The sequence below is a fragment of the Rhodopseudomonas palustris genome (assembly GCF_013415845.1).
In the GTDB taxonomy this organism is placed as follows: domain Bacteria; phylum Pseudomonadota; class Alphaproteobacteria; order Rhizobiales; family Xanthobacteraceae; genus Rhodopseudomonas; species Rhodopseudomonas palustris_F.
The window spans coordinates 4,594,427-4,620,708 of record NZ_CP058907.1 but is presented as its reverse complement, the minus strand read 5'-3'; the positions used below and the strand labels follow the sequence as shown (position 1 = coordinate 4,620,708).

Annotated in this window: 31 protein-coding genes; 21 read left to right on the top strand and 10 right to left on the bottom strand. The window is 64.6% G+C overall.

All coding sequences use genetic code 11. The annotated features are described in order from the left end of the window. Nucleotides 1-90 precede the first annotated feature (90 nt). Complete coding sequence (locus HZF03_RS21095) at nucleotides 91-252, top strand: Thivi_2564 family membrane protein (RefSeq protein WP_119018944.1); 162 nt, start codon at nucleotides 91-93, stop codon at nucleotides 250-252. Nucleotides 253-389: 137 nt separating this feature from the next. Here the strand turns inward: HZF03_RS21095 and HZF03_RS21090 are convergent, their stop codons facing one another. Beyond that, on the bottom strand, nucleotides 390-590 hold the full coding sequence (locus tag HZF03_RS21090) for a CsbD family protein (RefSeq protein ID WP_011159752.1): 201 nt from the start codon (nucleotides 588-590) through the stop codon (nucleotides 390-392). 190 nt (nucleotides 591-780) lie between these two features. After that, nucleotides 781-2,955: a malate synthase G gene (locus tag HZF03_RS21085; protein WP_119018943.1), complete on the bottom strand. Its 2,175-nt coding sequence runs from the start codon at nucleotides 2,953-2,955 to the stop codon at nucleotides 781-783. A gap of 398 nt (nucleotides 2,956-3,353) precedes the next feature. On the opposite strand from HZF03_RS21085, the gene cysG reads away from it, so the two are divergent. The 5 genes from cysG to HZF03_RS21060 all read left to right on the top strand — a co-directional run bounded on the left by cysG (nucleotide 3,354) and on the right by HZF03_RS21060 (nucleotide 8,345). Beyond that, nucleotides 3,354-4,790 carry a siroheme synthase CysG gene (gene cysG, locus HZF03_RS21080; protein ID WP_119018942.1) on the top strand — a complete coding sequence of 479 codons (1,437 nt, stop codon included), beginning with the start codon at nucleotides 3,354-3,356 and terminating at the stop codon, nucleotides 4,788-4,790. Then, nucleotides 4,787-5,101: a DUF2849 domain-containing protein gene (locus tag HZF03_RS21075; RefSeq protein WP_011159749.1), complete on the top strand. Its 315-nt coding sequence runs from the start codon at nucleotides 4,787-4,789 to the stop codon at nucleotides 5,099-5,101. The genes cysG and HZF03_RS21075 overlap by 4 nt, the downstream gene beginning before the upstream one ends. A 10-nt stretch (nucleotides 5,102-5,111) precedes the next feature. Further along, nucleotides 5,112-6,767 (top strand): nitrite/sulfite reductase, encoded by a 1,656-nt coding sequence (locus HZF03_RS21070; RefSeq protein ID WP_119018941.1) that lies wholly within the window; start codon nucleotides 5,112-5,114, stop codon nucleotides 6,765-6,767. Then, entirely contained in the window at nucleotides 6,754-7,263 is a 510-nt protein-coding gene (locus tag HZF03_RS21065; protein ID WP_119018940.1) for a DUF934 domain-containing protein, read from the top strand. Before HZF03_RS21070 ends, HZF03_RS21065 begins: the two co-directional genes overlap by 14 nt. Before the next feature lie 146 nt (nucleotides 7,264-7,409). Next, nucleotides 7,410-8,345: a glutaminase gene (locus HZF03_RS21060; RefSeq protein ID WP_119018939.1), complete on the top strand. Its 936-nt coding sequence runs from the start codon at nucleotides 7,410-7,412 to the stop codon at nucleotides 8,343-8,345. A 99-nt stretch (nucleotides 8,346-8,444) separates the two neighbouring features. On the opposite strand, the gene HZF03_RS21055 is transcribed toward HZF03_RS21060, so the two are convergent. Further along, entirely contained in the window at nucleotides 8,445-8,627 is a 183-nt protein-coding gene (locus tag HZF03_RS21055) for a DUF2735 domain-containing protein (RefSeq protein ID WP_012497457.1), read from the bottom strand. A gap of 104 nt (nucleotides 8,628-8,731) precedes the next feature. Here HZF03_RS21055 and HZF03_RS21050 point away from each other — a divergent pair, with 104 nt between their 5' ends. From HZF03_RS21050 to HZF03_RS21030, 5 genes are all read left to right on the top strand, one after another. Next, entirely contained in the window at nucleotides 8,732-9,028 is a 297-nt protein-coding gene (locus HZF03_RS21050; protein WP_133303247.1) for a hypothetical protein, read from the top strand. 93 nt (nucleotides 9,029-9,121) lie between these two features. After that, nucleotides 9,122-10,159: a glutamine synthetase beta-grasp domain-containing protein gene (locus HZF03_RS21045; RefSeq protein WP_119018938.1), complete on the top strand. Its 1,038-nt coding sequence runs from the start codon at nucleotides 9,122-9,124 to the stop codon at nucleotides 10,157-10,159. A 244-nt stretch (nucleotides 10,160-10,403) separates the two neighbouring features. Then, entirely contained in the window at nucleotides 10,404-10,919 is a 516-nt protein-coding gene (locus HZF03_RS21040) for a CAP domain-containing protein (protein ID WP_119018937.1), read from the top strand. Nucleotides 10,920-11,013: 94 nt separating this feature from the next. Further along, complete coding sequence (locus HZF03_RS21035; protein WP_011159742.1) at nucleotides 11,014-12,153, top strand: DUF3734 domain-containing protein; 1,140 nt, start codon at nucleotides 11,014-11,016, stop codon at nucleotides 12,151-12,153. A gap of 48 nt (nucleotides 12,154-12,201) precedes the next feature. Then, entirely contained in the window at nucleotides 12,202-12,990 is a 789-nt protein-coding gene (locus HZF03_RS21030) for a 3-hydroxybutyrate dehydrogenase (protein ID WP_011159741.1), read from the top strand. A gap of 154 nt (nucleotides 12,991-13,144) precedes the next feature. Here the strand turns inward: HZF03_RS21030 and HZF03_RS21025 are convergent, their stop codons facing one another. After that, complete coding sequence (locus HZF03_RS21025; protein WP_234832268.1) at nucleotides 13,145-13,300, bottom strand: hypothetical protein; 156 nt, start codon at nucleotides 13,298-13,300, stop codon at nucleotides 13,145-13,147. A gap of 131 nt (nucleotides 13,301-13,431) precedes the next feature. Further along, nucleotides 13,432-14,793: a lipopolysaccharide biosynthesis protein gene (locus HZF03_RS21020; RefSeq protein ID WP_119018936.1), complete on the bottom strand. Its 1,362-nt coding sequence runs from the start codon at nucleotides 14,791-14,793 to the stop codon at nucleotides 13,432-13,434. 256 nt (nucleotides 14,794-15,049) lie between these two features. Here HZF03_RS21020 and HZF03_RS21015 point away from each other — a divergent pair, with 256 nt between their 5' ends. The 4 genes from HZF03_RS21015 (at nucleotide 15,050) to HZF03_RS21000 (ending at nucleotide 17,795) form a co-directional block, all read left to right on the top strand. Beyond that, nucleotides 15,050-15,274 carry a hypothetical protein gene (locus tag HZF03_RS21015; protein WP_119018935.1) on the top strand — a complete coding sequence of 75 codons (225 nt, stop codon included), beginning with the start codon at nucleotides 15,050-15,052 and terminating at the stop codon, nucleotides 15,272-15,274. Between the two features lie 235 nt (nucleotides 15,275-15,509). After that, on the top strand, nucleotides 15,510-16,031 hold the full coding sequence (locus HZF03_RS21010; RefSeq protein WP_119018934.1) for a PAS domain-containing protein: 522 nt from the start codon (nucleotides 15,510-15,512) through the stop codon (nucleotides 16,029-16,031). Next, entirely contained in the window at nucleotides 16,006-17,331 is a 1,326-nt protein-coding gene (locus HZF03_RS21005) for a methyl-accepting chemotaxis protein (RefSeq protein WP_119018933.1), read from the top strand. Before HZF03_RS21010 ends, HZF03_RS21005 begins: the two co-directional genes overlap by 26 nt. A gap of 173 nt (nucleotides 17,332-17,504) precedes the next feature. After that, nucleotides 17,505-17,795: a hypothetical protein gene (locus HZF03_RS21000; RefSeq protein WP_119018932.1), complete on the top strand. Its 291-nt coding sequence runs from the start codon at nucleotides 17,505-17,507 to the stop codon at nucleotides 17,793-17,795. A 73-nt stretch (nucleotides 17,796-17,868) separates the two neighbouring features. Here the strand turns inward: HZF03_RS21000 and HZF03_RS20995 are convergent, their stop codons facing one another. From HZF03_RS20995 to HZF03_RS20985, 3 genes are all read right to left on the bottom strand, one after another. Continuing rightward, nucleotides 17,869-18,351, bottom strand: a complete 483-nt coding sequence (locus tag HZF03_RS20995) for a YbaK/EbsC family protein (RefSeq protein WP_119018931.1) — start codon at nucleotides 18,349-18,351, stop codon at nucleotides 17,869-17,871. Nucleotides 18,352-18,427: 76 nt separating this feature from the next. Then, nucleotides 18,428-19,168 (bottom strand): haloacid dehalogenase type II, encoded by a 741-nt coding sequence (locus HZF03_RS20990; protein ID WP_119018930.1) that lies wholly within the window; start codon nucleotides 19,166-19,168, stop codon nucleotides 18,428-18,430. A 266-nt stretch (nucleotides 19,169-19,434) separates the two neighbouring features. After that, entirely contained in the window at nucleotides 19,435-20,304 is an 870-nt protein-coding gene (locus tag HZF03_RS20985) for an amidohydrolase family protein (RefSeq protein WP_119018929.1), read from the bottom strand. 310 nt (nucleotides 20,305-20,614) lie between these two features. On the opposite strand from HZF03_RS20985, the gene ykgO reads away from it, so the two are divergent. From ykgO to HZF03_RS20965, 4 genes are all read left to right on the top strand, one after another. Further along, on the top strand, nucleotides 20,615-20,740 hold the full coding sequence (gene ykgO / locus HZF03_RS20980) for a type B 50S ribosomal protein L36 (protein WP_011159732.1): 126 nt from the start codon (nucleotides 20,615-20,617) through the stop codon (nucleotides 20,738-20,740). Between the two features lie 97 nt (nucleotides 20,741-20,837). Then, nucleotides 20,838-21,500 carry a tetratricopeptide repeat protein gene (locus HZF03_RS20975; protein WP_119018928.1) on the top strand — a complete coding sequence of 221 codons (663 nt, stop codon included), beginning with the start codon at nucleotides 20,838-20,840 and terminating at the stop codon, nucleotides 21,498-21,500. Nucleotides 21,501-21,570: 70 nt separating this feature from the next. Beyond that, entirely contained in the window at nucleotides 21,571-22,575 is a 1,005-nt protein-coding gene (locus HZF03_RS20970; RefSeq protein ID WP_119018927.1) for an alpha/beta fold hydrolase, read from the top strand. Continuing rightward, nucleotides 22,572-23,000: an OsmC family protein gene (locus HZF03_RS20965; protein ID WP_119018926.1), complete on the top strand. Its 429-nt coding sequence runs from the start codon at nucleotides 22,572-22,574 to the stop codon at nucleotides 22,998-23,000. The genes HZF03_RS20970 and HZF03_RS20965 overlap by 4 nt, the downstream gene beginning before the upstream one ends. A gap of 226 nt (nucleotides 23,001-23,226) precedes the next feature. On the opposite strand, the gene pyk is transcribed toward HZF03_RS20965, so the two are convergent. Further along, a complete protein-coding gene (gene pyk, locus HZF03_RS20960; protein WP_104512885.1) occupies nucleotides 23,227-24,660 on the bottom strand; it encodes a pyruvate kinase in 1,434 nt (477 codons plus the stop codon). After that, nucleotides 24,657-25,241, bottom strand: a complete 585-nt coding sequence (locus HZF03_RS20955) for a DUF1036 domain-containing protein (RefSeq protein WP_119018925.1) — start codon at nucleotides 25,239-25,241, stop codon at nucleotides 24,657-24,659. Before HZF03_RS20955 ends, pyk begins: the two co-directional genes overlap by 4 nt. Before the next feature lie 191 nt (nucleotides 25,242-25,432). Between HZF03_RS20955 and HZF03_RS20950 the strand changes: the two genes are divergently transcribed. After that, nucleotides 25,433-25,732: a DUF1244 domain-containing protein gene (locus tag HZF03_RS20950; protein WP_104512887.1), complete on the top strand. Its 300-nt coding sequence runs from the start codon at nucleotides 25,433-25,435 to the stop codon at nucleotides 25,730-25,732. A 187-nt stretch (nucleotides 25,733-25,919) separates the two neighbouring features. Next, nucleotides 25,920-26,192: a DUF2312 domain-containing protein gene (locus HZF03_RS20945; protein ID WP_012497443.1), complete on the top strand. Its 273-nt coding sequence runs from the start codon at nucleotides 25,920-25,922 to the stop codon at nucleotides 26,190-26,192. Nucleotides 26,193-26,282: the final 90 nt, after the last annotated feature.

Below are 26,282 nucleotides of genomic sequence, written 5' to 3'. Positions count from 1 at the left end.
TCTGCGCCGAAACCTCCAGTTCCGGAATTGGAACTGATGAGTGTGTTGGCGATTGATCCAGGCGGGGTGACCGCGGGTTGGAGCTAGAAGATGAACATCCTGATCGGAATTCTGATTACATTTCTCGTCGTTATTTTGGTGCTGTACCTGATCAACATGCTTCCGTTGGACGGGCGCGCCAAACAGATCGCACGTGTCGTCGTCATCATCATCGGCATTGTGTCGCTCCTGAAATATCTGGCGGTGTTCTAAGCCAGCAATCCGGCCGGGCATCTGCCCGGCCTTTTGTTTTTCGGCACCAGCGGACGCCGTCACGCTTTCATGAAATTGTTGCTCAAACAAAAAAGCCCCGGTGCGTGCCGGGGCTTTTCGATTCACTGCGAAGCGAATTACTTCAGCGTCGTGAACCAGTCGTCGACGTCTTTGCGGACCTGATCCTTGGCGTAGCCGTAGCGCTCCTGCAGCTTGCCTTCGAGCTGGTCGCGGCGGCCTTCGATCACGTCGAGATCGTCATCCGTGAGCTTGCCCCACTTCTCCTTGACGTTACCCTTGAACTGCTTCCAGTTACCTTCAACGCGATTCCAGTCCATCCTGTGCCTCCACTGTTTGGATGCCGGTCAACGGATAGCGCTGACGATGGTTCCGGGCCACGCTGCGGCAAGCGGTCACCTGAAACTTGCTCGGCGCGCAATTGAAATCGGCGGTATTCATGCGCTCTAAAAGCAAGAACCTCCCCCTTGCGGGGGAGGTTCTGTAGCGAAGTAACAGGCGTGGCTGGAGTTAGCGCGCCGACTCCAGGTGCGCCGCCTTGGCCTCGCGGCGGCGCTCATGCAGGATGTATTCGGTGTAGCCGTTCGGCTGCGCGCGGCCCTTGAAGATCAGGTCGCACGCGGCTTCGAACGCGACGCCGTCGAAGTCCGGCGCCATCGGCCGGTACAGCGCATCGCCTTCGTTCTGCTTGTCGACGATCACCGCCATCCGCTTCAACGAGTCGAGCACCTGGTCCTTGGTGACGACGCCGTGATGCAGCCAGTTGGCGAGGTGCTGGCTTGAGATGCGCAGCGTCGCGCGGTCTTCCATCAGGCCAACGTCGTGGATGTCCGGCACCTTGGAGCAGCCGACGCCCTGGTCGATCCAGCGCACCACGTAGCCGAGGATGCCCTGGCAGTTGTTGTCGATCTCCTGGCGGACATCGTCCGGAGCCCAGTTCGAATTTGACACCGGAATGGTGAGGATGTCCTCGAGCTTGGCGCGCGGGCCGCCCTTCGCCAGCTCCTGCTGGCGCGCGATCACGTCGACCTGGTGATAGTGCAGCGCGTGCAGCGTCGCGGCGGTCGGCGACGGCACCCAGGCGGTGGTCGCGCCGGCCTGCGGGTGACCGATCTTCTGCGCCAGCATGTCGGCCATCTTGTCGGGGGCCGCCCACATGCCCTTGCCGATCTGGGCGTGACCCGGCAGGCCGTCGACCAGACCCGTGTCGACGTTCCAGTCTTCGTAGGCCTTGATCCAGGGCTGCGCCTTCATCTCGTTCTTGCGGATCATCGGACCCGCTTCCATCGAGGTGTGGATCTCGTCGCCGGTGCGATCGAGGAAGCCGGTGTTGATGAAGACGATCCGCTTCGACGCGTTCTGGATGCAGGCCTTGAGGTTCACCGTGGTGCGGCGTTCCTCGTCCATGATGCCGACCTTCAGGGTGTTCGCGGTCAGGCCGAGCATGGTCTCGACGCGGCCGAACAGCTCGACGGTGAGGGCGACTTCATCCGGGCCGTGCATCTTCGGCTTGACGATGTAGACCGAGCCGGTGCGGCTGTTGCGGGTCTTGCCGAGGTGCTTGAGATCGTGGATCGCGATCAGGCCCGACACCGCAGCGTCGAGGAAGCCTTCCGGAATCTCCTGGCCGTCGCTGTCGAGCACCGCATCGGTCCACATGTGGTGACCGACGTTGCGCATCAGCAGCAGGCTGCGGCCGTGCAGCGAGATCTCCTTGCCGTCCGGCGCCGTGTAGGTGCGGTCGCCGTTGAGCGCGCGGGTAACGGTCTTGCCGCCCTTCTCAAAGCTTTCCGACAGCGTGCCGTCCATCAGGCCGAGGGTGTTGCGATAGATCAGCACCTTGTCGTCGGCATCGACGGCGGCGACCGAGTCTTCCATGTCGAGAATGGTCGAGACTGCCGACTCGATGACCAGGTCGGCGACGCCGGCCGGATCGTCCTTGCCGATGGTGTTGGCGCGATCGATCTTGATCTCGATGTGCAGGCCGTTGTTGACCAGCAGCACCGCGCTCGGATTGGCGGCATCGCCGCGGAAGCCGGCGAACTGTGCCGGTTTCTTCAGGCCGGTGGCATTGCCGCTCTTCAGCTTGGCCGACAGCTGTCCGGCGATCACGCTGTAACCAGTGACGTCGCTATGGCTGCCGGTCGCGAGCGGCGCGGCTTGGTCGAGGAATGCCTTGGCCTTGGCGATCACCTTGTCGCCGCGCGCCTTGTCGTAGCCCTTGGCCTGGGTGGCTTCCTGCGGGATCGCGTCGGTGCCGTAGAACGCGTCGTACAGCGAACCCCAGCGCGCGTTGGCGGCATTCAGTGCGTAGCGCGCGTTCGACAACGGTACCACGAGCTGCGGGCCGCACAGCTTGCCGATCTCTTCGTCGATATTGGCGGTCTCGACCGGCACGGTCGGCGGCTCGGGCAGCAGGTAGCCGATCTCCTTCAGGAAGGCAGTGTAGGCCGCCATGTCCTGCTTCTTGCCCTTGTTGGCGAGATGCCACGCATCGATCTTGGCCTGCAGGTCGTCGCGGGTCTTCAGCAGCGCGCGGGTCTTTGGCGCCAGATCACGAACGATCGCAGCAAGCCCGGCCCAGAATACGTCGGGAGCGATGCCGGTTTTCGGCGCGGCCTCCTTGGCGATGAAGTCGAACAGCACAGGCGCGATTTTCAGTCCGTGGGCGTCAATACGATTCATTTTTGGATGTCTCGCGAGAAAACGGCGCGCTGGCGCCTTTTCAGGGGTCAAATGACCGATCGCCGCATGACGGCGCCGGGTGCTCCTTTTAGCGTCAAAGGCCGCCAAAAGAGAAGGCCCGCCCTGTTCGGCGCCGGCGGAGCGCTCCGGAAGCCGGCTGTCACTCTAGCCGGCCGCCATCCGGCGGGAGTCGCGGGAGCCGGAATGGCGGCACGGCGTTTGCTCCACTCAGCCTCAGATGCCGCCTTAGAAAAGACCGTCTCTGCCAAGGGGTGGGGAGGGGTGAAATTTCTCTACGGATCGGCTGAGGTGGAATGGAATGATTTTCTTCCCGCGTGGCTTGTGTCGCGCTGGTGGAGAAAATAATTCTAAACAGCCCGGGTGGCGATGGAGTGGACATGCGATTTCTTCCAGTCTTTCTGGATCTGGCGACGGGGCCAGTGGTGCTGGTCGGTGCCGGCGAGATGGCGCGCGCCAAGCTGCGGCTGCTGCTCGGCGCCGGCGCGTCGGTCCGCTGGTACGTCACCGACGGCGACCGCGATCTGGCCGGCCTGACCGAGGCGGAGCGGTCGCGCATCAGCTTTCCGGAAGGCGATCCGCTGCAAGCCGATCTCACCGGCGCGATCGCGCTGCTGTGCGCAGGGGCCGGCGACGTTGCCGCTCCGCTCGCCGCGAAGGCGCGCGCGCTCGGCGTGCCGGTCAATGTCATGGACGAGCTGTCGCATTCGACCTTCATCTTTCCGGCGATCGTCGATCGCGGCGATGTGGTGGTGGCGATCGGCACCGGCGGGTCTTCGCCGGTGGTGGCGCGCCGCCTCCGCGAACTGATCGAGACCGTGGTACCGGCGCAGATCGGCGAACTGGCAGCGCTGATTGGCCGCTGGCGCACGCCGATCAAGGCACGGATTCCTGAATTCCCGCTGCGCCGCCGGTTCTGGGAGCGCGTCGTCGACGGTCCGATCGGCCGCGCGGTGCTCGAGGGGCGGCTGACGGATGCCGAGACCGAACTGAAGACAATCGACGATGCCACCGACTACGCGCGGCATTCGCTCGGCCGCCGCGCCGATGGTCACGTCAGCATCGTCGGCGCCGGTCCCGGTGATCCTGATCTACTCACCTTGAAGGCGCTGCGGGCGCTGTCGGACGCCGACGTGGTGTTCTACGACGAGTTGGTTTCGCCCGAGATCCTCGACCGCATCCGGCGCGACGCCAAACGCGTGCCGGTCGGCCGCCGCGTCGGCCAGCCGGGCATCGGTCAGGACGCGATCAACCAAATGCTGATCGAAACTGCACGCTCCGGTCAGCGCGCCGTGCGGCTGAAGGGCGGCGATCCGTTTGTGTTCGGCCGCGGCGGCGAAGAGGTCGAAGCGCTGCGCGAAGCCGGCGTGTCCTATTCGGTGGTGCCGGGCATCAGCGCGGCGCTTGGCGCGGCCTCGCAGTTCGAGGTGCCGCTGACCTATCGCCATGAGGCGCTGCGCATCACCTTCCTGACCGCGCACAAGGCCAAGGACGCCGAAGCCGTCGACTGGTCGGCGCTGACCGATCAGAAGATGACCGTCGTGGTCTATATGGGCATGAGCGCCGCACCGACGATCCGTGACGGGCTGCTCGCCGCCGGCCGCGCGGCCGATACGCCGGTCGGCGTGTTCGCACGGGTGACGCGCTCCGACGCTGTCTCGGCTGTCGGCACGCTCAATGATCTGCCGGCGCTGGTCGATGAGGTCGACGGCGGACCGGCACTGCTGGTGATCGGCGACGTCGTCGCGCACTCGGCGCCGTGGCGCCAGCAACAACTCCTGCAACTCGTCTCGACCTATCAGATGGCCGCCGAATGACGTCCCCGCTGCAACAGAAGATCAAGATCACCGGTCCGTCGGTGGTGACTGCGAACCGCACCACCGACGGCGTGGTGATTTACCGAACCGCGAAGAGCGCTTGGTCGACCGATCTGGCCGACGCCGCCATCGTGCGCGAGGCCGAGCCAGCGCGTGCGCTGCTCGCCGCCGCAACCGCCGACGATGTCGGCGCGGTCGGTGCCTACATCGCGCCGGTCGAGATCGGCGCCGACGGGGCGATCCACCCCGGCAATCTGCGCGAGAAAATCCGGCGTAACGGCGTCACCATCGCGCTGCCCGGCCAAGCTTGAGGGCTGTTAAATGTATGCTTACGACGACATCGACCGCGCCATCGTTCACGAGCGCGTCGAAGAATTCCGTGATCAGGTAAGCCGCCGCCTCTCGGGCGAACTGACCGAGGACGAGTTCAAGCCCCTTCGGCTGATGAACGGCGTGTATCTGCAGCTTCACGCTTACATGTTTCGCGTGGCGATTCCGTACGGCACGCTGTCGTCGGCGCAGCTTCGCAAGCTGGCGCATGTGGCGCGGACCTACGACCGCGGCTACGGACATTTCACCACCCGGCAGAACATCCAGTTCAATTGGATCGCGCTGAAGGATCTGCCGGACGCGCTCGCGGATCTTGCCGAAGTCGGCATCCACGCGATGCAGACCTCGGGCAATTGCACCCGCAACGTCACTGCCGATCAGTGGGCCGGCGTTGCGCCTGGCGAGGTCGAAGACCCGCGGGTCTGGGCAGAAATCCTGCGTCAGCACACGGCGCTGCATCCGGAGTTCTCGTTCCTGCCGCGCAAGTTCAAGTTTGCGATCACCGCGTCCGATCACGATCGCGCCGCGATCAAGATCCATGATATCGGCCTGAAGCTGGTTAGGAACGACGCCGGCGAGACCGGCTTCGAAGTGCTGGTCGGCGGCGGCCTCGGTCGCAGTCCGTTCATCGGCCGGACCATCAAGTCGTTCGTCGCGGGGCGCGACATCCTCAGCTACATCGAGGCGGTCCTGCGCGTCTACAATCAGTACGGACGCCGCGACAACATCTACAAGGCCCGCATCAAGATCCTGGTGCACGAGCTCGGCATCGAGAAATTCGCCGCTGAGGTCGAGCAGGCGTGGGCCGAGATCGCCGACGGCCCTCTGACGCTCGACGACGAGATGATCGAGGACATCCGCTCGCGCTTCATCTATCCGGCCTATGAAAAGCTGCCGGCCGAGCCGGACGAACTGCGTGCCGCGGCCGGCGATGCGCGGTTCGAAGCGTGGCGCAACAACTCTGTCGCGCCGCATCGCCACGACGGCTACGCCATTGTCACCCTGTCACTCAAGCCCGCGGGCGGACCGCCCGGCGACGCAACCGCCGAGCAGATGGACGCGGTCGCAGACCTTGCCGACAAATATTCGTTCGGCGAGATCCGCGTCGGTCACGAACAGAATCTGGTGTTACCGCACGTCGCAAGGCGCGACCTGCCGGCGCTGTGGGCCGCGCTCGACAAGCTCGGCCTAGCGACCCCGAATGTCGGTCTGGTCAGCGACATCATTGCTTGCCCGGGCCTCGATTACTGCTCGCTGGCGAACGCGCGGTCGATCCCGATCGCTCAGGAGTTGTCACGACGCTTCGCCAGTCCCGAGACTGCGGCGCTGATCGGCCGGCTGCACATCAATATCTCCGGCTGCATCAACGCCTGCGGCCATCATCACGTTGGTCACATCGGCATTCTCGGCGTCGAGAAGAACGGTGAGGAGTTCTATCAGATCACCATCGGTGGTCGCGCCGATGAGGGGGCCGAGCTTGGTGAACTGATCGGTCCGGCAGTGCCGTACGGCGAAGTCGCCGACGTGATCGAGGATATCGTCGAGGCCTATCTCAGTCTGCGGCAGCGACCGGACGAGTTGTTCGTCGATGCCGTCAAGCGGCTCGGCGTCGAACCCTTCAAGGAGCGGGTCTATGCCACTCGTTAAGAACGGACAGATCACGGCCGACGAATTCGTCGCGGTAGCTGACGACGTGGAATTGCCGGCCGAGGGGGCGGTCCTGATTTCGGCGGCGCGGCTTCTGGCCGATCCAGAGCGATTGGTCGCGCGCAACAGTCCGCTCGGCGTGATCTGGCCGAACAACCGCGACGTCGCCGAGCTGAAGCCGTGGCTCGACCGGCTGGCGCTGATCGCGCTGGTGTTTCCGACCTACAAGGACGGCCGGGCCCACAGTCAGGCGCGGCGGCTGCGCGAGGTGTACGGCTATCGCGGCGAGCTGCGCGCCACCGGGCAGGTGCTGCGCGATCAGTTCACCTTCCTGGTCCGCAATGGCTTCGACGCGCTCGACGTCAAGAAGGAAACCGATGCGCACGCCTTCGGCGAAGCGACGCATCGCTACACCGAATTCTATCAGCCGACCGGCGACGGACACCGCAGCGCGCTGCAGCTGCGGCGGCAGAGGCATCTGACGTCGGCGACGTAGCCTGAACCGTATTCGTCATTGCGAGCGCAGCGAAGCAATCCAGCAACCCGCGTGCGGCATGGATTGCTTCGTCGCTGCGCTCCTCGCAATGACGGGGCTGTCTTTGTTGATTGACCTGGTGCGCGCTTTGCATCAAATGCGCCGCCATGAGCAATCAGCTTCTCGACCGTGTCGTTGCCGAAATCGCCGATGAGATGGCGCAGCGGGCGGACCGCGGCGAGGTGGCGAGCTATATTCCGGAGCTGGCGCGAGTCGATCCGAAGGCGTTCGGCCTCGCGGTGATCGGCGCCGACGGTCATGTCGCGGCCGCCGGCGATGCCGATGTGCCGTTCTCGATCCAGAGCATCTCGAAGGTCTTCACGCTCACGCTGGCGCTCGGCAAGGCCGGCGACCGGCTGTGGCGCCGCGTCGGGCGAGAGCCATCCGGGTCCGCCTTCAACTCGATCGTGCAGCTTGAGCGCGAGCGCGGCATCCCGCGCAATCCGTTCATCAATGCCGGTGCGATCGCCGTCACCGATCTGATCCTGTCCGGGCATCAGCCGCGCGAGGCGCTCGGTGAGATTTTGCGCTTCATGCAGTTCCTCGCCGGCGATTCCTCGATCGCCATCGATGAAGCAGTGGCGAAATCCGAACAGCGCACCGGATTTCGCAACGCTGCGCTCGCCAACTACATGAAGTCGTTCGGGGTACTGGACAATCCGGTCGAGTACACGCTCGGCGTTTATTTTCACCACTGCGCTATCGCCATGAGCTGTCGCCAACTGGCGATGGCCGGACGATTCCTGGCGCACAACGGCCAGAACCCGTCGACCGGCCTCAATGTGGTGTCGAGCGAACGAGCACGTCGCATCAACGCGCTGATGCTGACCTGCGGCCACTATGACGGCTCGGGCGAATTCGCCTATCGGGTCGGCCTGCCGGGCAAGAGCGGGGTCGGTGGCGGTATCCTCGCGGTCGCGCCGGGCAGAGCATCGATTGCGGTGTGGGCGCCGGGGCTCGATGCCGCGGGCAACTCCCATCTCGGCCGCGTTGCGCTGGAGGGGCTGACCAAGCGCATGGGCTGGTCGATCTTCGGCGTCTGACGATCAGCGCTTGGCGCAACAAAAAGGGCCGAACGCGTGCGCCGGCCCTTCGTCAGTCGCTCTGATGATCGCGGTGGCCGCGCCCCGCAAGCCGCGGTGTCATGGCCGCTTGGTCGACTGCTCTTCGAGCATCGCGATCTCGTGATACCAGCTTGAGCAGGTCAGGATGTTTGCCGGATTCGAAGCCGCTTCGCTGCTTGGCAGCGCCGTGCGGTTGGCTCCATCCCGGCCGCCGACCGGGAACTGGTAGATCTTGGCGGAGGTCTGATTCAGGCTACTCACGCGATCTCTCCTTTCTCTCCTTCGGGTCGATGAAGCTGGCTCGACATGCGGCCCGGCCGCGCGTCGCAACGGATGATAACGCGATTGCTTCGCGTTCGGGCAGAATGATCAAGGAAGAACCAGGAATTGGCGCTTCTTTGCGCATTCCGCCGTCTGCTTGCGAAGGCGGCAGTGTCATGGTGCAACGCGGCCGGATCGGCTTGGTTGCGTCTTCCTACCTCCGACAAAATCGTGCGCCCGAGGGGTTAATTTTGTTCACCGAGGCGGGTGCGGTGAAATACGGAGCCGTGGGCGTTTTTGCGGGCGGCTGCATGATGGTGCGCCGCCGGTTTTCTCGTCGAAGTTGTCGTACCGGCTCCGGCCTCGCACCTGCGGCGATTTGGCTCATTCTGGCATATTAAATGCTTCATGTTTGCAGGACCGAAGGCCGCCGGGTGCGGTTCCGTGTCCGCCATCGGGACGAACGCCGGTGGTATCTCCAACGAGAGGACCGCATGACCAAGTACAAGCTCGAGTACATCTGGCTCGACGGCTACAAGCCGACGCCGAACCTCCGCGGCAAGACGACCATCAAGGAATTCGAGATCTATCCGACGCTCGAGCAGCTTCCGCTTTGGGGATTCGACGGCTCGTCGACGATGCAGGCCGAGGGCCACAGCTCCGACTGCGTGCTGAAGCCGGTTGCGATGTACCCCGACGCTGCGCGGAAGAACGGCATTCTGGTTCTGTGCGAAGTGATGATGCCGGACGGCGTCACCCCGCATCCGACCAACACCCGCGCCACCATTCTGGACGACGAAGGCGCCTGGTTCGGCTTTGAACAGGAATACTTCTTCTACAAGAATGGCCGCCCGCTTGGCTTCCCCGAGGCCGGCTATCCCGCGCCGCAGGGCCCGTATTACACCGGTGTCGGCTACAAGCACGTCGGTGACATCGCCCGTCAGATCGTCGAAGAGCACCTCGACCTCTGCCTCGCAGCCGGCATCAACCATGAAGGCATCAACGCCGAGGTGGCGAAGGGCCAGTGGGAATTCCAGGTGTTCGGCAAGGGGTCGAGGACCGCTGCCGACCAGATGTGGATGGCGCGCTATCTGATGCTGCGTCTCACCGAGAAGTACGGCATCGACATCGAATTCCACTGCAAGCCGCTCGGCGACACCGATTGGAACGGCTCGGGCATGCACTGCAACTTCTCCACCGCCTACATGCGCGAAGTCGGCGGCAAGGACTATTTCGAAGCGATGATGAAGGCGTTCGAGGCCAACCTCGACGACCACATCGCGGTGTATGGTCCTGACAACCACATGCGGCTCACCGGCAAGCACGAGACCGCGCCGTGGAACAAGTTTTCCTACGGCATCGCCGATCGCGGCGCGTCGATCCGGGTGCCGCACTCCTTCGTCAACAACGGCTACAAGGGCTATCTGGAAGATCGCCGCCCGAACTCTCAGGGCGACCCCTACCAGATCGCGTCCCAGGTTCTGAAGACGATTTCGTCGGTCCCCACCTCGAAGTCGGCAGCCGCCGCTTGAACCTCCACGGCGACTGCCCGCGGCCCGGACGCAAGTCCGGGCCGTTGCCGTTTTGATGCCCTCAATCCGATTGCTCTGGTTTGTTTTGGCGCGTTTTTTCGCGCGGATTGCTTGTCGGTTCGGTCACCGGCCCTCGGCCGCCATCTTCACCTTTCAGCCACTGTTGACGTGCAACAACTGCCCGGCGCGTCGTGAGCCGGTGACGGGCCGGCAGTGCCGATCGCGCGAATGGGGAATCTGGACAATGTTTCGCGGGGTGATGGCCGTTCTCGGCCTGTTGGTGCTGGCGGGTTGTGCCGGCGGCGATGTCGCACCGTCGGTCGATACGCCGTCGATGTATCAGAGCATGGCGCGCGAGGGTGCCAAGGTCGATGTCGCCGCAGCGGCCGTCATGATCTCACAATATCGCCAGAACAACGGGCTCGGTCCGGTGACGGTCAATCCGGCGCTGACCAAGCTGGCCGAGGACCAGTCCTCGACCATGGCAAGGCGCAACAAGCTCGACCATGACGTCAAGGCGCCGCTGGCGCAGCGGCTGAACGCCTCCGGTTATCCGGCGGCGGTCGCGGTCGAGAACGTCTCGGCCGGCTATCACACGCTGGCGGAAGCGTTTTCGGGCTGGCGGGATTCGCCGCCGCACCGCGCCAACATGCTGAAGAATGGCGTCGACCGGATCGGCATCGCCGCCAGCTATGCGCCGGGCACCAAATATAAGGTGTTCTGGACCATGATCCTCGCCTCCACCGACACGCCGCGATAAACCGGCCGTGATCGGCTCCCGCCCTTGGCGCAATTGACGCTGGCGCCGCGCATCGCCAAGTTGCCCGTGTCTTGTTCGAGGTGCGATCGACCGGATGGACCCGACACAGCACAGGAAGGCCGCGAGGCCCTGCGATGCGCGCCGCGTGCTGGTGCTGCAAGGCGGCGGCGCGCTCGGCGCGTATCAGGCCGGCGCCTATCAGGCGCTGTGCCATCACGATTTCGAGCCGCAATGGCTGGCGGGCATTTCGATCGGCGCCATCAATGCCGCGATCATCGCCGGCAATCCGCGCGAGCAGCGAGTCGAGAAGCTGAAGCAGTTCTGGGAGATGGCGTCGTCACCGGTGCCGTGGCAGCCGTTGCTGCGCGACGACCACGTGCACTCGCTGTTCAACGAGACCTCGGCGGCGATGATTGCCACCTTCGGGGTGCCTGGCTTCTTCACGCCGCGGTTTCCGCCGACGCATCTGCTGCCGTCGGGCAAGCCCTCCAATCTGAGCTACTACGACACGGCGCCGCTGCGTTCGACGCTGGAGCGGCTGGTCGATTTCGACCGCCTCAACCACAACGGCATCCGCCTGAGTGTCGGTGCGGTCAACATCGCGACCGGCAACTTCGTGTATTTCGACACCACCAAGCAGATCATCGGCCCCGAGCACATTATGGCTTCGGCTGCGCTGCCGCCGGGCTTTCCGGCGATCGAAATCGACGGTGAGCATTATTGGGACGGCGGCGTCGCCTCCAACACGCCGCTCGACTACGTGCTCGACTGCGAGCAGCGTGACGATCTGCTCATCTTCCAGGTCGATCTGTTCAGCTCCCGTGGCCGGCTGCCGGAGACGCTGCTGGAAGCCGCCGAGCGCGAGAAGGACATCCGCTATTCCAGCCGCACCCGGCTGAATACAGACAAGAACAAGATGATCCACAACACCCGTAAGGCGTTGCGTGATCTGATCGATCGGCTCCCCGCGGAATTGCGCGACGATCCGGCCTACGCCATCCTGCATCAGGCGGCGCAGGAGAACACCGTCACCGTCGTGCATCTGATCTATCGCAAGCGGGACTATGAGGCGTCGTCGAAGGACTACGACTTCTCGCGACTGAACATGGTGGAGCACTGGAAGGCCGGCGAGCAGGACGTCTATGTCTCGATGCGCGACCAGAGCTGGCAACGGGCGCCGCAGGACGGCGAGACCATGGTGACCTGGGACCTCACCCGGGATGCATTCGAATAAGCGGCCCGATCTGCGCCGCTTTCTCAACCTCGCGAACAGGAGCGGATGATGACGAATCTGACAGGCAAGACCGCGGTCGTGACCGGCTCGACCTCGGGCATCGGGCTCAGCTATGCCCGCGCCTTCGCCAAGGCCGGCGCCAACGTCGTGATCAACGGCATGGGCGACGCGGACGCGATCGAGAAGGAACGCAAGGCGATCGAGAGCGAATTTGCCGTCAAGGCGGTGTACTCGCCGGCCGACATGCTGAAGCCGGCCGAGATCGCCGAGATGATCAAGCTCGGCGAGACCACCTTCGGTTCGGTCGACATCCTGGTCAATAATGCCGGCATCCAGTTCGTGTCGCCGATCGAGGATTTTCCGATCGAGAAGTGGGATGCGATCATCGGCATCAACCTGTCGTCGGCGTTTCACGGCATCCGCGCCGCGGTGCCGGGGATGAAGAAGCGCGGCTGGGGCCGTATCATCAACACCGCCTCGGCGCATTCGCTGGTCGCATCGCCGTTCAAGTCGGCCTATGTGGCTGCCAAGCACGGTATCGCGGGCCTGACCAAGACGGTGGCGCTGGAGCTCGCCACCCACAAGATCACCTGCAACTGCATCTCGCCCGGCTACGTCTGGACGCCGCTCGTCGAGAAGCAGATCCCCGACACCATGAAGGCGCGCGGCCTCAGCAAGGAGCAGGTGATCAACGACGTCCTGCTCGCCGCCCAGCCGACCAAGCAGTTCGTCACCCCTGAGCAGGTCGCCGCGCTCGCGGTCTATCTCTGCGGCGACGACGCCAGCCAGATCACCGGCGCCAACCTGTCGATGGACGGCGGCTGGACCGCGGCGTAAGGCGGGGTTGGGCGGGTACTGATTGTCCGTATCGATCTGCCCGCTCGCAGATCATGACCATGATCCTCCGCGTAAGCGGAGGGTCCTGAATCTCAGAGCAACAGGGGGCTGAGACGACCGATCGCCCGGTCAGGCCGGCGACGACGTCGGTCGATCAGCAGGGCGCCTTTGCAAACGCCGTTCGGATTTCGTCGTCGGTGGCCTGTTCGCCCGCGTCGAGATTAGCGGCGGCAGCATCGATGATCCGCAGCTCTTCGTCGCTGGCGTGATACCGGTTGGCTTGAAGCTCGCTTGCGATCTCGCGAGCCACCGCGGCCAGTTCCTCCCGCCGCTTTCCGCCAGGATTCCGCCTGCTTGATCAAAGCCTCGAGGCTGTCCGCTCTCATTCTGAAACTATAGCCCGAGGCGGTGAGGCGGTCAGCAGCGGGCAGACCGCTTACTCTAGCCTTTGCTGCCGAACGCCAGCACGTGCAGGCCGAGGCGTTTGCGGACGATCCAGAACAGCATCACGGTTTCGAAGGTGAGTGCTGCGGAGGTGGCGGCGGCGGCGCCGTAGCCGCCGAAGCGGGGCACCAGGATCAGGCACAGCGCTAGATTGACCGCGAACGCCAGCGCGTAAGCGAGCGCGCAGACATGCTGGTGGCCGAGCATGTTGAGCAGCCGTTCCACCGGGCCGATCGCGGCGCGGACCATCAGGCCGATCGCCGCGACGAACATGATGCCGTACCCCGACGTGAATTGCGGCCCGAACAGCCACAGCAGCGGCTCGCCAAGCGCCAGCAGCGCCAGGGTCGCCACCAGCGACGGCCAGAATGTCCACACGATCGCGTGGCGCACATACGCGGCCAGCCGGACCTTGTCGCCGGCCGCGTTGTATTCGGTGAAGCGATGCGCAGTGGTGGCCGACATCGCGTAGTGAATGAACGACACCAGCGCCAGCGTCTTCACTACCGCGTAGTAGATGCCGACTTCCTCGGGTGTGCTGAATTGCTGCAGCACCAGCACGTCAGTGTAGGACAGCAGCAGGTAGAAGCTCTCGACCAGGAGGATCGGCAGCGAGGTCGCAAGCCAGCCGCGGACGTCATAGGCGCGCGGGCCGGGCGGGACGTGGCCGGCAAGCCTGCGGTTGAGCGCGATCATCTGTCCCAGCATCGCGATCCACACCGCCGCACAACTCGCCGCCATCGCGGCGATCGCACCGAGCTCGAAGCCGAGCACGAACAGCCCGGCGGTGAAGCCGATGATCAGTGCCTGCCTGATGATGAATTGCGGCATCAGCCCGAGCCGCATCCAGTCGTGCGAGCGGGCGATGCCGTCCTGGGTGTTGGCGACCACGAACGCCGGGAGCGTCAGGCAGCCGAGGTACAGCGGTATGACTGTGGCGTCGCCGATCAGCGGCGACAGTGCCCAGACCAGTGCGGCGAGCAGCAGCGACACCACACTCGAGGCCGCCAGCGTGCCCCAGCGGCTGCCGGACAGGAAACCGCGCAGCCTGTCGAGTTCGCCGCGCGCGCGATATTCCGGAATGATCTTCTGGGCTGAGGCGGAGATGCCGAAATCCAGCATGGAGCCGAGCAGCAGCACCCAGGTCCAGACATAGACGTAGATGCCGTAGTCCGAGCCACCCATCCAGCGCGCCAGCAGGATCTGCGCCCCATAGGCGAGACCTGCACTGACGACACGGATCAGGAAAATGGTGCCGGCGAGCCGGTTGGTGAGCGAGGCTTCGTTGGAACCGCCGAACAGCGACGTCAGGCGCGCCCTCAGCGCCGCGAGGGACGTTGCCGCGGGTGGAGAATCCATGACAGCCAAAGCGCGTTTCCCGAACCGGCCGTGTCCAGCACGACGCGGCGTGGACAACGACTAGCAACCAGATGTTAAGAATCGGTTCGGCAGCGGAGTCGGCGATGGTGAGGAGGCTCCTTTTCGGTCGCGACGGGTTTCCGCGCTGGAACCCCAAGGGGCTTGGCGTGTTACCTGATCGGGCCGCTCCGGTCCGCCGCGTCGGTCCCGGCCCGCACCGGTGATGCCAGCTGCCGATTTGGAAACGGATTTCACCATGTCGAAATTGTCGATGCCAAAACTGTCGCGACACACAGTGCTGAGACTGGCCGGCGCCGGCATCGCGGCCGTAGTGATTGCCGGCGTCCTCAGCGTGATGACCTTGCGCGGAATGGGACTCCCCGGCGAGTCGGTTCGCGAGGGGGCATTGAACGTCGCCAGCTTGGTGTTCGCTTTTGTATTGATCGCTGGCGTCGGGCGTCGTCAGAACGACAAACGCTGATGTGACAGCCACTCGCTAATGTGACAGTCGCGTTTGTCAGGAAAAATACTACAACCCAAGTGCCGATCCGAACGCGATCAATGTACCAGTTACCTGCGCTTGCTGATTGCGGATGATTTGCTCGTTAACTGAGCGAACTAACTATTAAGACCTGCCTCGTAGCTTTGCGTAGCCGGACCGGGGCCGTCATCAGTGTCCGTGCAAGTCGTTCTCAGCTGCTGAACCGGAATTCGCCGTGACCTCTTCCGTCAAGCCCACGGGCGTTGAAGTGTTCTTCGACGCCGACGACATCATCGTGTCCAAAACCGACCTGAAAGGCCGGATTACCTACGCCAACCGTGTGTTCACCGACATTTGCGGTTACAGCGAAGCCGAACTGCTGGGCCAACCGCATTCCATCGTGCGGCATCCCGACATGCCGCGCTGCGTGTTCAAGTTGCTGTGGGACACGCTGGCCGAAGGCCGCGAGATCTTCGCCTACGTCAAGAACATGACAAAGTACGGCGATTATTATTGGGTGTTCGCACACGTCACGCCTTCCTTCGACTCCAACGGCACGGTGATCGGCTATCATTCCAATCGCCGCGTGCCGGAGCGCCGCGTCGTCGCTGCGCTGGAGCCGGTCTATGCCGAGCTGCTGGCGCAGGAATCCCGGCACCGTAACGGCAAGGACGCGCTAGCGGCCGGCTATCAGCACATGATTGATTTCGTCAAGTCGAAGAACATTTCCTATGACCAACTTGTCTTCTCTCTTTAAGGCCGGTCTCTGCCTCGCCATCGCCGGCGTCGGCTCGCTTGCTGCCGTGGCGGGTGTGGCGTTCGGTTTACCCCTGCTGTTGCAGGTCGGGCTCGGCGCATCACTGCTCGGCGCCGTCGGCGGTGCCGCGATGCTGCTGCGCCTCGACAGGATGCTGACGCAAATCGATGAGGTCTGTGGTCGGATCGCCGACGGCGATTTCGAGGCCCGCCTGATCGGCTATCGTGACGGCGGTCGCCTGCTCCAGATGCAGAACCGGTTCAACGACATGATCGACCGTTGCGATGCGTTCGTGCGCGAGTCGAGCGCCGCGATGGCGGCGATCCGCGACGACAAATATTATCGCCACATCCTGCCGCAGGGGCTGCGCGGCTCGCTGCTGATCGCCAGCCGCACCATCAACGAAGCGATGCAGGCGATCGAAACGCGGGTGGCGGCATTCAACGCCAACACCTCCGAGTTCGAGACCGCGATCGGCACCGTGATCGATGCCGTCGGTGCTGCCTCCAGCAACATGGGCGAAACCGCCACCAGCCTCAACCGCGGCGTAATCGCGACCCGCGACCGCACCCTGGCGGTGTCGGCCGCCAGCGAACAGGCCTCGACCAACATGGAGACGGTGGCGGCAGCAACGGCCGAACTGACTGCCTCGGCCAACGAGATCCTCAGCAGCGTCAACCGCTCGGCGTCGATCGCCCAGGCCGCAGTGGCGGCCTCCGATCATGCCCGCGACACCGTCGGCAGCCTGTCCACTGCCACCGAACGGATCGGCGCGATCGTGCAGTTGATCGAAGAGATCGCGTCTCAGACCAATCTCTTGGCTCTCAACGCCACGATCGAGGCGGCGCGCGCCGGTGACGCCGGCCGCGGCTTTTCGGTGGTGGCGCAGGAGGTGAAGTCGCTCGCGGAGCAGACCGCCAACGCCACGCGTGACATCTCGCGCAGCATCGCCGAAGTGCAGGAGACCACCCGCGCCGCCGTCGATGCGATCTCCGGCATCGGCCGTTCGATCGGCGAGGTCGATGACATCACCCATCAGGTCGCGCTCGCGGTCGAGGCGCAGACCGCTGCGACCGGCGAGGTCGCGCGCAACATCGAAGAGGCCTTCGCCGGCATCCGCGACATCTCGGGTAACATCCAAAGTGTCGGTAGCAATATCACCGAGACCGAGCAGCATGCCGAAGTGACGCTGTCGGCGTCCGGCACGCTCGCGCAGCAGGCCCGCTCGCTTGGCGACGCGGTGCGTGATTTCCTGCGCACGCTTCATCGCGATGGTTCGGAGTCGCGCAAGGCGGCCTGAGTGAAGGCTGCCTCGAGAGGACGCGGCGCCATCACGCGCTGCATCTGAACCGATTGTGCCGCACAGGTTAACACGAGTTCATCTAGATGAACTCGCTCGTCAGCGCTCGTTCAGCTGCAACTTCCTAAGTTCGAGACAGTTCTGATGGTTCTCGATCGTAAGGAGGTTGTCCGATGAATCTGAAACTCGCCGTTGCTGCTGCAGCCGCTCTGAGCGCGGTCGTGCTCGCGCCGGGCATCGCGTCTGCGGCGATGCCGAACGGTCTTCCAGGCGCCGCGCAGGCCGCCGGCAGCACATCCGCCCAGGTCGATCAGGTGCGTTACGTCTGTAACGCCTGGGGCCGCTGCTGGTGGCGTCCGAACTACTACGGCGCTTACGGTTACTATGGTCCGCGGTTCTACGGCCCGCGCTATTATGGCCCGCCGCGTCCGTATGGGCGGCACTACGGCTGGCGCCGTTGGTGATCGCCGCGCTCAGGCGCTCAACTCTCTTAGCTGATGCAAGCAATGACGGGGCCCGCGGGCCCCGTTGTCGTGTTCACGGTTGCGCAGGCGCGCTGCGGTCCTCGCAGACATCGACCCATTCGGCGCCGACCAGCTCGGCCATTCGTTGCGGCGCGATCCGCACCGCGCTGTGAGTCGAGCCCGCCGCCGGCACGACGACGTCGAAGGCCTGCAGCGACACGTCGCAATAGATCGGCAGCGGCGCCTTGAGTCCGAACGGGCAGACGCCGCCGACCTCGTGGCCGGTGAGATCGGCGACCTCGTGAACGCCGAGCATCTTCGGCTTGCCGCCGAGCAATGCCTTCGCCTTCTTGTTGTCGAGCCGCATCGTACCGCTGGTGACGATCAGCACCACGCGCTCGCCGACACGCAACGAGAGCGTCTTGGCGATCTGCGCCGGCGGCACGCCATAGGCTTCGGCAGCGAGCGGCACGGTTGCCGAACTCATCGTCGATTCCTCGACGGCGATGTCGGGGGCGTGTTGGGCGAACCAGGCGCGAACGGATTCGAGGCTCATGCGGCTCCTCACGGCCGGCATTCCGGGCCGGCAATCGAGCGGCCGATATGCCGCAAAGGAGCACAAGGCGCAAATCTCAGCGGCCGGCGACGATCTCCACCAGCGCCGTCAGCGAGCCGATGCGGTGGTCGGGCTCGAAGCCGAGCACGTCCATCTGGGTGCGCAGCGCCTTGAATAGCGTCTGCGGTGGCAGCGGCCCGGGCCGCCGCAGCTCGCGCGCCATCGCCTCGCGGCTGACGCGCTCGATCCAGGCGACGTTGAAGCCGAACGCTTTTGCGCCCGCCACGTCCCAGGGATTCGAAGACACGAACAACATCTCGCGCGGCGCCACGCCGAGCCGTGCCTCGGCCAGCGCATAGGCGCGCGGATGCGGCTTGAACACCTTGGCGGCGTCGACGCTGATCACGTCGTCGAGCACGCGGTCGAGGCCGGTGTTGCGGGTGAGGGCGCCGAGCATATCTGGGCTGCCGTTGGACAGGATCGCTCGCTTGCAGGACGCGAGTGTCTCCAGCGCCGCCAGCGCTTCGGGATAGAGCGTGAGATCGAGATATTTGGCGAAGATCCGCTCGAACGCGCCGCCGCCAGCCTCGATGCCGAGACAGTCGAGCGTGTAGGCGAGCGAATCACGGGTGACGACGGCGAAGTCTTCGTAGGTCCCCATCTGCGAACGAAGCCAGGTGTATTCGAGCTGCTTGATCCGCCAGATCTGCGTGATCACCTCGCCGTAGCCCGGAAACTCCCGCTCGGTGACAGTCGCAACCGATTGGATGTCGTACAGCGTGCCATAGGCATCGAATACGACGGCGGCAATGGGCATGGGCTGGGTCTCGGTCGTTGCTACCAATTTCGCTGGTAGGGCGACGCTATCTCAGTGGTCGAGCGATGAGAAGCGCGGGTGCCGTTGCTTCGGGAAGCGGTGCAAGGATTGCGGCCGGCTCCCTCGCCCCGCTCTTGCGGGGAGAGGGCTGGGGTGAGGGGCGACGCGAGTCGCTGCGGCTCGGCTGCGGGGAAGCGCCCCCTCACCCGGCATGCATCTGACGATGCCTGCCGACCTCTCCCCGCGCGCGGGGAGAGGTGACAAGCTCAGATCCCCAGCAGCTTGCGGGCGTTCTGCTTCAGCACCTTGGCCCGCACTTCCTCGCGGATCTCGAGTTTGGCGAAGTCCGACAGCCAGCGGTCCGGCGTGATCACCGGCCAGTCCGAGCCGAACAGCATCTTGTCCTGCAGAATCGAGTTGATGTAGCGCACCAGGATCGGCGGGAAGTACTTCGGCGACCAGCCCGACAGGTCGATGTAGACGTTGGGCTTGTGGGTCGCGACCGACAGCGCCTCCTCTTGCCAGGGGAAGGAGGGGTGCGCCAGCACGATCTTCATGTTGGGGAAGTCGGCTGCGACGTCGTCCATGTACATCGGGTTGGAGTACTTCAGCCGCATGCCCATGCCGCCCGGCATGCCGGAGCCGACGCCGGTCTGGCCGGTGTGGAACAGCGCGATGGCGCCGCCTTCCTGGATCGCCTCGTACAGCGGATAGGCCAGCCGGTCGTTGGCGTAGAAGCCCTGCATGGTCGGGTGGAATTTGAATCCCTTGATACCGTAGTCGGCGATCAGCCGCCGCGCTTCACGGACGCCGATCTTGCCCTTGTGCGGGTCGATCGAGGCGAACGGGATCAGCACGTCGGAGTTCTGCCGCGTAATCTCGATCATCTCGTCGTTGTTGTAGCGGCGGAAGCCGGTCTCGCGCTCGGCATCGACCGGGAAGATCACCGCGGCGATCTTCTTGGCGCGATAGTAGGCGGCAGTCTCCGGCACGGTCGGTGGATGCTTATTGGGAGAACCGAAATACTCCGCCATCCGCGCCTGGAAATCGTCATAGCCGTCGTCGGCGTGGCAGCCGCACGGTTCCTCGGCATGGGTATGGATGTCGATAGCGACAAGCTCGTCGGGATTCAGCATCGGGCGTTTCCTCTGGGCGTTGCTCGCCTTCTTGGCGGCGAAGAATTGATTATGATGTATAATTATTTTGAGGGGCTGTGAAGCGGTTCCGCGCGATGGCTTTCGCCGGGTTTTGCTCCCTTATCGAGGTGTGACACCGGCCCGGAGGGGATTTCCGCAGGCTACTGCTGGTTCCGGGGGCGGATCGATTGACAGGGCGGGAGTCGCTGGATAGATAAACACCGTCCCGGGCGGGCTCCTCGCCGGCGGGGCGTTTATGTTTTGCATTCCGGCCAGTTGTCACGGCCTTTCAAACAGTCAGGATAGACCCATGAAGGTCCGTAACTCGCTGAAGTCGCTGCTCACCCGCCATCGTGAAAACCGTCTGGTGCGCCGCAAGGGCCGGCTCTACGTCATCAACAAGACCCAGCGTCGGTTCAAGGCCCGCCAGGGCTGATTTGCGCCGGGCCGCTCGCGGCTCGCGCTTTCCATCTCACGCCGGTGTGACGCGCGCGCTGCTTTGCAGCGCGCTTTGTCGTGTCTACACTGTCGCGATGGCGTTCGCCCCCAGATATTCTTCCCTCATCCCCTGCGCGCTGGCGCTCGCCGCGGTTCTGGCGGGAACGCCTGATGGTGCCCGAGCGCAGGTCCCCGACGGCCCCAAGCATCCTTTGGAAAAGCCGTTGGCTCATCCGCCCGCTCCGCCGGAGAAGCTGCCGCGGGTGCCGACCGACCGCGCCAAGGGGCTCGATTTTCTGTTCGGTGCCCTGAAAGCGGCGCCCGATGAAACCAGCGCCAAGCACGTCGAAGGGCGGATCTGGGCGCTGTGGAGCCAGACCACCAGCGACACCACCGCGCTGTTGATGGCCCGCTCGAAAGTGGCGATGGACGCCAAGCAGTTCGACATCGCGCTGAAGCTGCTCGACGCCGTGGTCAAGCTCAAGCCGGATTATGTCGAGGGCTGGAACCGGCGCGCGACGATCTATTATCTGCAAAACGACTACATGCACTCGCTCGAAGACATCGAGCAGGTGCTGGCACGAGAGCCGCGCCATTTCGGGGCGCTCGCCGGGCTCGGCATGATCATGCAGGAACTCGGCGACGACAAACGCGCGCTCGATGCGTTCCGCAGGGCTCTCGCCCTCAATCCGCATCTCGACAAGGTTCCGGACCTCGTCAAGACGCTGTCCGAAAAGGTCGAAGGCCGGGACATCTGACCCCGTCGGCGAAACATTCGCGGCCGCACGGCGTAACTGTTCCGTGTGGAAAATCTCCCGGGTCCTCTTCATGATCGCAATCGGCGTCTTCGCCATGCTGGCGGTGCTGGCGCTGGCCACCCAGGCCGGCGTGGCGTGGCTGCAAGCCAGATTTCCGGCCAGGGGCGAACTGATCACCGTGACCGGCGGTGCTCTGCACGTCGTTGATCTCGGGCCGCGCGGCCTTGCCGAGCTACCGATCGTGCTGATTCATGGCGCGAGTTCGAATCTCGGTGCGATGCGCGCGCCGCTCGGCGATCAGCTCGCGCAGCAGCATCGCGTGCTGCTGATCGATCGGCCCGGTTATGGCTGGAGCCGCCGCGATGACCTCGCCGATTCGTCGCCGGCGACGCAGGTCCGTGCGATCGCCGAAGCGCTCGACCGGCTCGGCGTGCCGCGCGCAGTGTTCGTGGTGCATTCAATGGCCGGCGCACTCGGTGCGCGGATGGCGCTGGATCAGCCGGACCGCGTTGCCGGCCTCGTGATGCTGGCCCCGGTGACACATCCGTGGCGTGGCGGCGTCGGCACCTATAACCAGCTGATGACCACGCCCTTAGTTGGTCCGCTGCTCGCATCCACCATCACGCTGCCACTCGGGCTGTTGCTGACCGAGCCGGGAGCGCGGGCGGTGTTCTCACCGCAGACGATGCCGAGCGATTACGTCGAGGCCAGCGCGACGCCGCTGCTTCTCCGGCCGCGCGCATTCCGCGCCAATAGCTGGGACCTCACCACGTTGAAAGATGCGGTGCAGGAACAGGTCTGGCGCTATCCGCAGATCGCGGCCCCGACCGTTGTGATCCATGGCGACGCCGACAAAATCGTCTCGGTGGATATTCACTCCCGCGCCTTCGCCGCAGCGGTGCCGCATAGCAAGCTCATCGTGCTGCCCGGCGTCGGTCATATGGTGCAGAATGTGGCCACCGACCTGGTTCAGCGTGAGGTCGAGGGGCTGATCGAGCCCACCCGTCACGCGACCGCAAGCCGCGGTCCGTTAGTTTCGATCGACCACCAACCAAGACAGGGAGTTGCGCAATGACCACGACATCGGGGTCTGCCAAGTGGCAGGGCGGCATCAAGGACGGCAAAGGCGCGATCTCGACCAAGAGCGGTGCGCTGTCGGACTATCCGTACGGCTTCGCCAGCCGGTTCGAAGGCAAGCCGGGATCCAATCCCGAAGAACTGATCGGCGCCGCCCACGCCGCCTGCTTCACCATGGCGCTGTCGCTGATCCTCGGCGAAGCCAAGCTCACCGCCGAGCAGATGGAAACCAAGGCCGATGTCACGCTGGAGAAGCAGGGCGACGGCTTCGCTATCACAGCGGTGCATCTGACGCTGACGGCCAAGATCCCCGGCGCCGATGATGCCACTTTCCAGGATTGCGCCGCCAAGGCCAAAGCCGGCTGCCCGGTGTCGAAGCTGCTCAACACTAACATCACGCTGGATGCGAAGCTGGTGAGCTGAGCCAGCGGGCGTCGGCGATCGCGTTCCCAACGACGCTCTATCTTGTCTGTCATTCTGGGGCGCTCACGAAGTGAGCGAGCCCGGAATCCGTATGTCCTGTGAAAACGTGAAGCACTGGGCGAGGGTGATTGGCGCAGCAACTCAGGCGGTGGTTATGGATTCCGGGCTCGCGCTACGCGTGCCCGGAATGACGACCGCTGATTTGGTTTGCGGGCGATCCGCCGTCTCACACGTCCGCATCGCTCGGTCCGACATAGGCGATGCGGACCATGTTGGTGGCGCCGGGGGTGCCGAGTGGGACGCCGGCGACGATGATGACGCGCTGGCCTGATTTGGCGAAGCCGTCGCGGAATGCGATGCGGCCGGCGCGCTCGACCATGTCGTCCTGATCCTTGGCGTCTTCCGCTACCACGCAGTGGACGCCCCACACCGCCGACAGCTTGCGTCCGGTGTGAAGGCTCGGAGTGATCGCCACCACCGGCACCTTCGGCCGTTCGCGCGCGACCCGCAGTGCGGTCGAGCCCGACGAGGTCCAGCAGATGATCGCCGACAGATCCAGCGTCTCTGCGATCTGCCGTGCCGCACCCGCGATGGCATCGCCGGCGGTCGCTTCCGGATCGGGGCGCTGGGCCGTCACCACGGTGCGATAGGTGACGTCGCGCTCAACTTCCTCGCCGATGCGGTTCATCGTTGACACCGCCTCGACCGGATATTTGCCGGCGGCGGATTCGGCCGACAGCATGATCGCGTCGGCGCCTTCGTACACGGCGGTTGCGACGTCGGAGACCTCGGCACGGGTTGGCACCGGGCTGGAAATCATCGACTCGAGCATCTGGGTCGCGACCACCACCGGCTTGCCGGCGCGCCGCGCCATGCGGGTCATCTGCTTCTGCAGGCTCGGCACCCGCTCCAGCGGCATCTCGACGCCGAGGTCGCCGCGCGCCACCATCAGCGCGTCGGAGACGTCGAGAATGTCCTCGAGCCGGTCGATCGCCTGCGGCTTCTCGATCTTGGCCATCACGGCGGCACGGCCGCGGATCATCCGCTTGGCTTCGACGACGTCTTCGGCGCGCTGCACGAAGCTCAGCGCCACCCAGTCGATGCCGGTCTCGCACGCGGCTTCCAGGTCGGCGCGGTCCTTGTTGGTCATCGCCGACATCGGCAGATCGGTATCGGGCAGGCTGACGCCCTTGCGGTCGCTCATCTTGCCGCCGATCACCACGCGGGTCACCGCGCGATCGCCTTGGGTCTCTTCGCAGATCAAGCGCACCTTGCCGTCGTCGAGCAGCAGCGCGTCGCCGACTTTCAGCGCGGCGAGGATCTCCGGATGCGGTAGATACACCCGCGTCTCGTCGCCCGGCTCCTTGATCGAGTCGAGGATGAAGTTCGAGCCGTTGTTGAGCTGGATCGGTCCGTTGGCAAACGAGCCCAGCCGCAGCTTCGGTCCCTGCAGATCGACCAGGATGCCGATCGGGCGACCGTAGCTGCTTTCGACGTTACGGATGGTCTTCACCAGCTCCCGCATCTTGTCGTGCGGGGTGTGGCTCATGTTGATCCGGAACACGTCGGCGCCGGCCTCGAACAGCTTGCGGATCATTGCGCTGTCGGAGGAGGCGGGGCCGAGCGTGGCGAGGATCTTGATCCTGCGCAGGCGTCTCATGGCTTGGTCCCGGCCTCGCCTGGCGTGCCAGGCGTGGCGGGTGCGGTGCGGCCCGGCGACGGAGGAATACCCGGAAGCCCGGTCCCCGGCGCCCCGGGCATTCCCGGCAGCTTCTGCATGTTCTGTTCGTTACTTTCAGTCAGTTGCACGGTCCAGGCCCGTTGCTCGCCGGTGTCGACCTCGAAGAAGCCGGTGCGGTCGAAGCCGCGTGCCAGGCAGTTCTCGGTCCCTTTGATGGTGAATTCCTTGTCGCGCGAGCACATGAAGGCCTGGCCGGACCATTCGCCGCCGCGGTCGTAGTCGAGCGCGTAGATGTAATAATAACGCGCCACCAAAGCACCGCGCAGCAGCGTCTCGCAGCTTCGCGACGACACGTTCCACCAGCCCTCGGTGGTCCAGCCGTCGACGTCCTTATAGCCCAGCGCGATTCCCACCCGGCTCGAGGTGTTGTTGCACAGCCGGAAGTCGGCGGCGGCCGGCACGCTGCTGCTCAGCAGCACGCCGAAGGCCAGCGCCGCCGTCATGGTGGCCGCGGGCCGGGCCCGGAGATGCCGGAGGGGGAGGGAATCTGTGATGATCATGCAGCCAAGCTATACCAATTTGCTGATGATTTCGCGTGACGTGGCCGGCCTGTCAACGGCCGCTCCGCCGCGCACGGAGCTGCTGGACCTCGCCCGCCACGCGGCGGAGTCGGCTGTAGCCCCCAGATGTGGCAAAATCTCAGCCCGTCCCCCATCTGGGGAGGACCGCAAGGCTGAGCAAAGGTGACCGCATGGACGACAGCACCCGGACCGAACTGGAAGCGGCGGCGTTTCGCCGTCTGGTGGCGCATCTGCGCGAGCGCACCGACGTCCAGAACATCGACCTGATGAATCTCGCCGGGTTCTGTCGCAACTGTCTGTCGAACTGGCTGAAGGACGCCGCCGATGCGCAGGGCGTGGCGATGAGCCGGGACGAAAGCCGCGAGGCGGTTTACGGCATGCCGTACGAGACCTGGAAAGCGAAGTACCAGAGCACTGCAACGCCGGACCAGGTCGAAGCGTTCAAGAAGTCTCACCCGCACAGTCACTGACGCGGCGCCTGCGCGCCGCGCAGCAAGCGGCAATTTAGCGGCCGGCGATTTCCGCTGTGGGTCGCTGTGGATGGGCGCGATGCCCCTTGACGGGAGGCGCCGTGGCGAAGAGTGTCCGGCGCAGATGCGGCGCGCGAGGCGACCGCCCCGCCGCTTTTCCCAATCATTAATCTGCCAGGAGTGCACGATGGCCACCTCCGCTGCCGCCGTCCAAGAGGATCCCGCGACCAATTTCGCCAAGGACCAGCTTCGGGCGATCATCGAGCGGATCGAACGTCTCGAGGAAGAGAAGAAGACGATCTCCGACGACATCCGCGACGTTTATGCCGAGGCCAAGGGCAACGGCTTCGACGTCAAGGCGCTGCGCACCATCGTGCGGATGCGCAAGCAGGACGCCAACGAGCGCGCCGAGCAGGAGACCATCCTTGAGACCTATATGCAGGCGCTTGGGATGCTCTGAGACCGCTTGCGGTCTGTCGCTGCCGCCGGATTGACCCCGCATGGGTGCTGGTCCGGTAAGGCGCCAAAAATAAAAATGCCCGGGACCAGC

Bases quoted from the DNA above. Each gene is read 5' to 3' on its own strand.
- HZF03_RS21095 (WP_119018944.1), top strand. From the start codon at position 91: ATGAACATCCTGATCGGAATTCTGATTACATTTCTCGTCGTTATTTTG.
- HZF03_RS21090 (WP_011159752.1), bottom strand. From the start codon at position 590: ATGGACTGGAATCGCGTTGAAGGTAACTGGAAGCAGTTCAAGGGTAAC.
- HZF03_RS21085 (WP_119018943.1), bottom strand. From the start codon at position 2,955: ATGAATCGTATTGACGCCCACGGACTGAAAATCGCGCCTGTGCTGTTC.
- cysG (WP_119018942.1), top strand. From the start codon at position 3,354: ATGCGATTTCTTCCAGTCTTTCTGGATCTGGCGACGGGGCCAGTGGTG.
- HZF03_RS21075 (WP_011159749.1), top strand. From the start codon at position 4,787: ATGACGTCCCCGCTGCAACAGAAGATCAAGATCACCGGTCCGTCGGTG.
- HZF03_RS21070 (WP_119018941.1), top strand. From the start codon at position 5,112: ATGTATGCTTACGACGACATCGACCGCGCCATCGTTCACGAGCGCGTC.
- HZF03_RS21065 (WP_119018940.1), top strand. From the start codon at position 6,754: ATGCCACTCGTTAAGAACGGACAGATCACGGCCGACGAATTCGTCGCG.
- HZF03_RS21060 (WP_119018939.1), top strand. From the start codon at position 7,410: ATGAGCAATCAGCTTCTCGACCGTGTCGTTGCCGAAATCGCCGATGAG.
- HZF03_RS21050 (WP_133303247.1), top strand. From the start codon at position 8,732: ATGATCAAGGAAGAACCAGGAATTGGCGCTTCTTTGCGCATTCCGCCG.
- HZF03_RS21045 (WP_119018938.1), top strand. From the start codon at position 9,122: ATGACCAAGTACAAGCTCGAGTACATCTGGCTCGACGGCTACAAGCCG.
- HZF03_RS21040 (WP_119018937.1), top strand. From the start codon at position 10,404: ATGTTTCGCGGGGTGATGGCCGTTCTCGGCCTGTTGGTGCTGGCGGGT.
- HZF03_RS21035 (WP_011159742.1), top strand. From the start codon at position 11,014: ATGGACCCGACACAGCACAGGAAGGCCGCGAGGCCCTGCGATGCGCGC.
- HZF03_RS21030 (WP_011159741.1), top strand. From the start codon at position 12,202: ATGACGAATCTGACAGGCAAGACCGCGGTCGTGACCGGCTCGACCTCG.
- HZF03_RS21020 (WP_119018936.1), bottom strand. From the start codon at position 14,793: ATGGATTCTCCACCCGCGGCAACGTCCCTCGCGGCGCTGAGGGCGCGC.
- HZF03_RS21015 (WP_119018935.1), top strand. From the start codon at position 15,050: ATGTCGAAATTGTCGATGCCAAAACTGTCGCGACACACAGTGCTGAGA.
- HZF03_RS21005 (WP_119018933.1), top strand. From the start codon at position 16,006: ATGACCAACTTGTCTTCTCTCTTTAAGGCCGGTCTCTGCCTCGCCATC.
- HZF03_RS21000 (WP_119018932.1), top strand. From the start codon at position 17,505: ATGAATCTGAAACTCGCCGTTGCTGCTGCAGCCGCTCTGAGCGCGGTC.
- HZF03_RS20995 (WP_119018931.1), bottom strand. From the start codon at position 18,351: ATGAGCCTCGAATCCGTTCGCGCCTGGTTCGCCCAACACGCCCCCGAC.
- HZF03_RS20990 (WP_119018930.1), bottom strand. From the start codon at position 19,168: ATGCCCATTGCCGCCGTCGTATTCGATGCCTATGGCACGCTGTACGAC.
- HZF03_RS20985 (WP_119018929.1), bottom strand. From the start codon at position 20,304: ATGCTGAATCCCGACGAGCTTGTCGCTATCGACATCCATACCCATGCC.
- ykgO (WP_011159732.1), top strand. From the start codon at position 20,615: ATGAAGGTCCGTAACTCGCTGAAGTCGCTGCTCACCCGCCATCGTGAA.
- HZF03_RS20975 (WP_119018928.1), top strand. From the start codon at position 20,838: ATGGCGTTCGCCCCCAGATATTCTTCCCTCATCCCCTGCGCGCTGGCG.
- HZF03_RS20970 (WP_119018927.1), top strand. From the start codon at position 21,571: ATGATCGCAATCGGCGTCTTCGCCATGCTGGCGGTGCTGGCGCTGGCC.
- HZF03_RS20965 (WP_119018926.1), top strand. From the start codon at position 22,572: ATGACCACGACATCGGGGTCTGCCAAGTGGCAGGGCGGCATCAAGGAC.
- pyk (WP_104512885.1), bottom strand. From the start codon at position 24,660: ATGAGACGCCTGCGCAGGATCAAGATCCTCGCCACGCTCGGCCCCGCC.
- HZF03_RS20955 (WP_119018925.1), bottom strand. From the start codon at position 25,241: ATGATCATCACAGATTCCCTCCCCCTCCGGCATCTCCGGGCCCGGCCC.
- HZF03_RS20950 (WP_104512887.1), top strand. From the start codon at position 25,433: ATGGACGACAGCACCCGGACCGAACTGGAAGCGGCGGCGTTTCGCCGT.
- HZF03_RS20945 (WP_012497443.1), top strand. From the start codon at position 25,920: ATGGCCACCTCCGCTGCCGCCGTCCAAGAGGATCCCGCGACCAATTTC.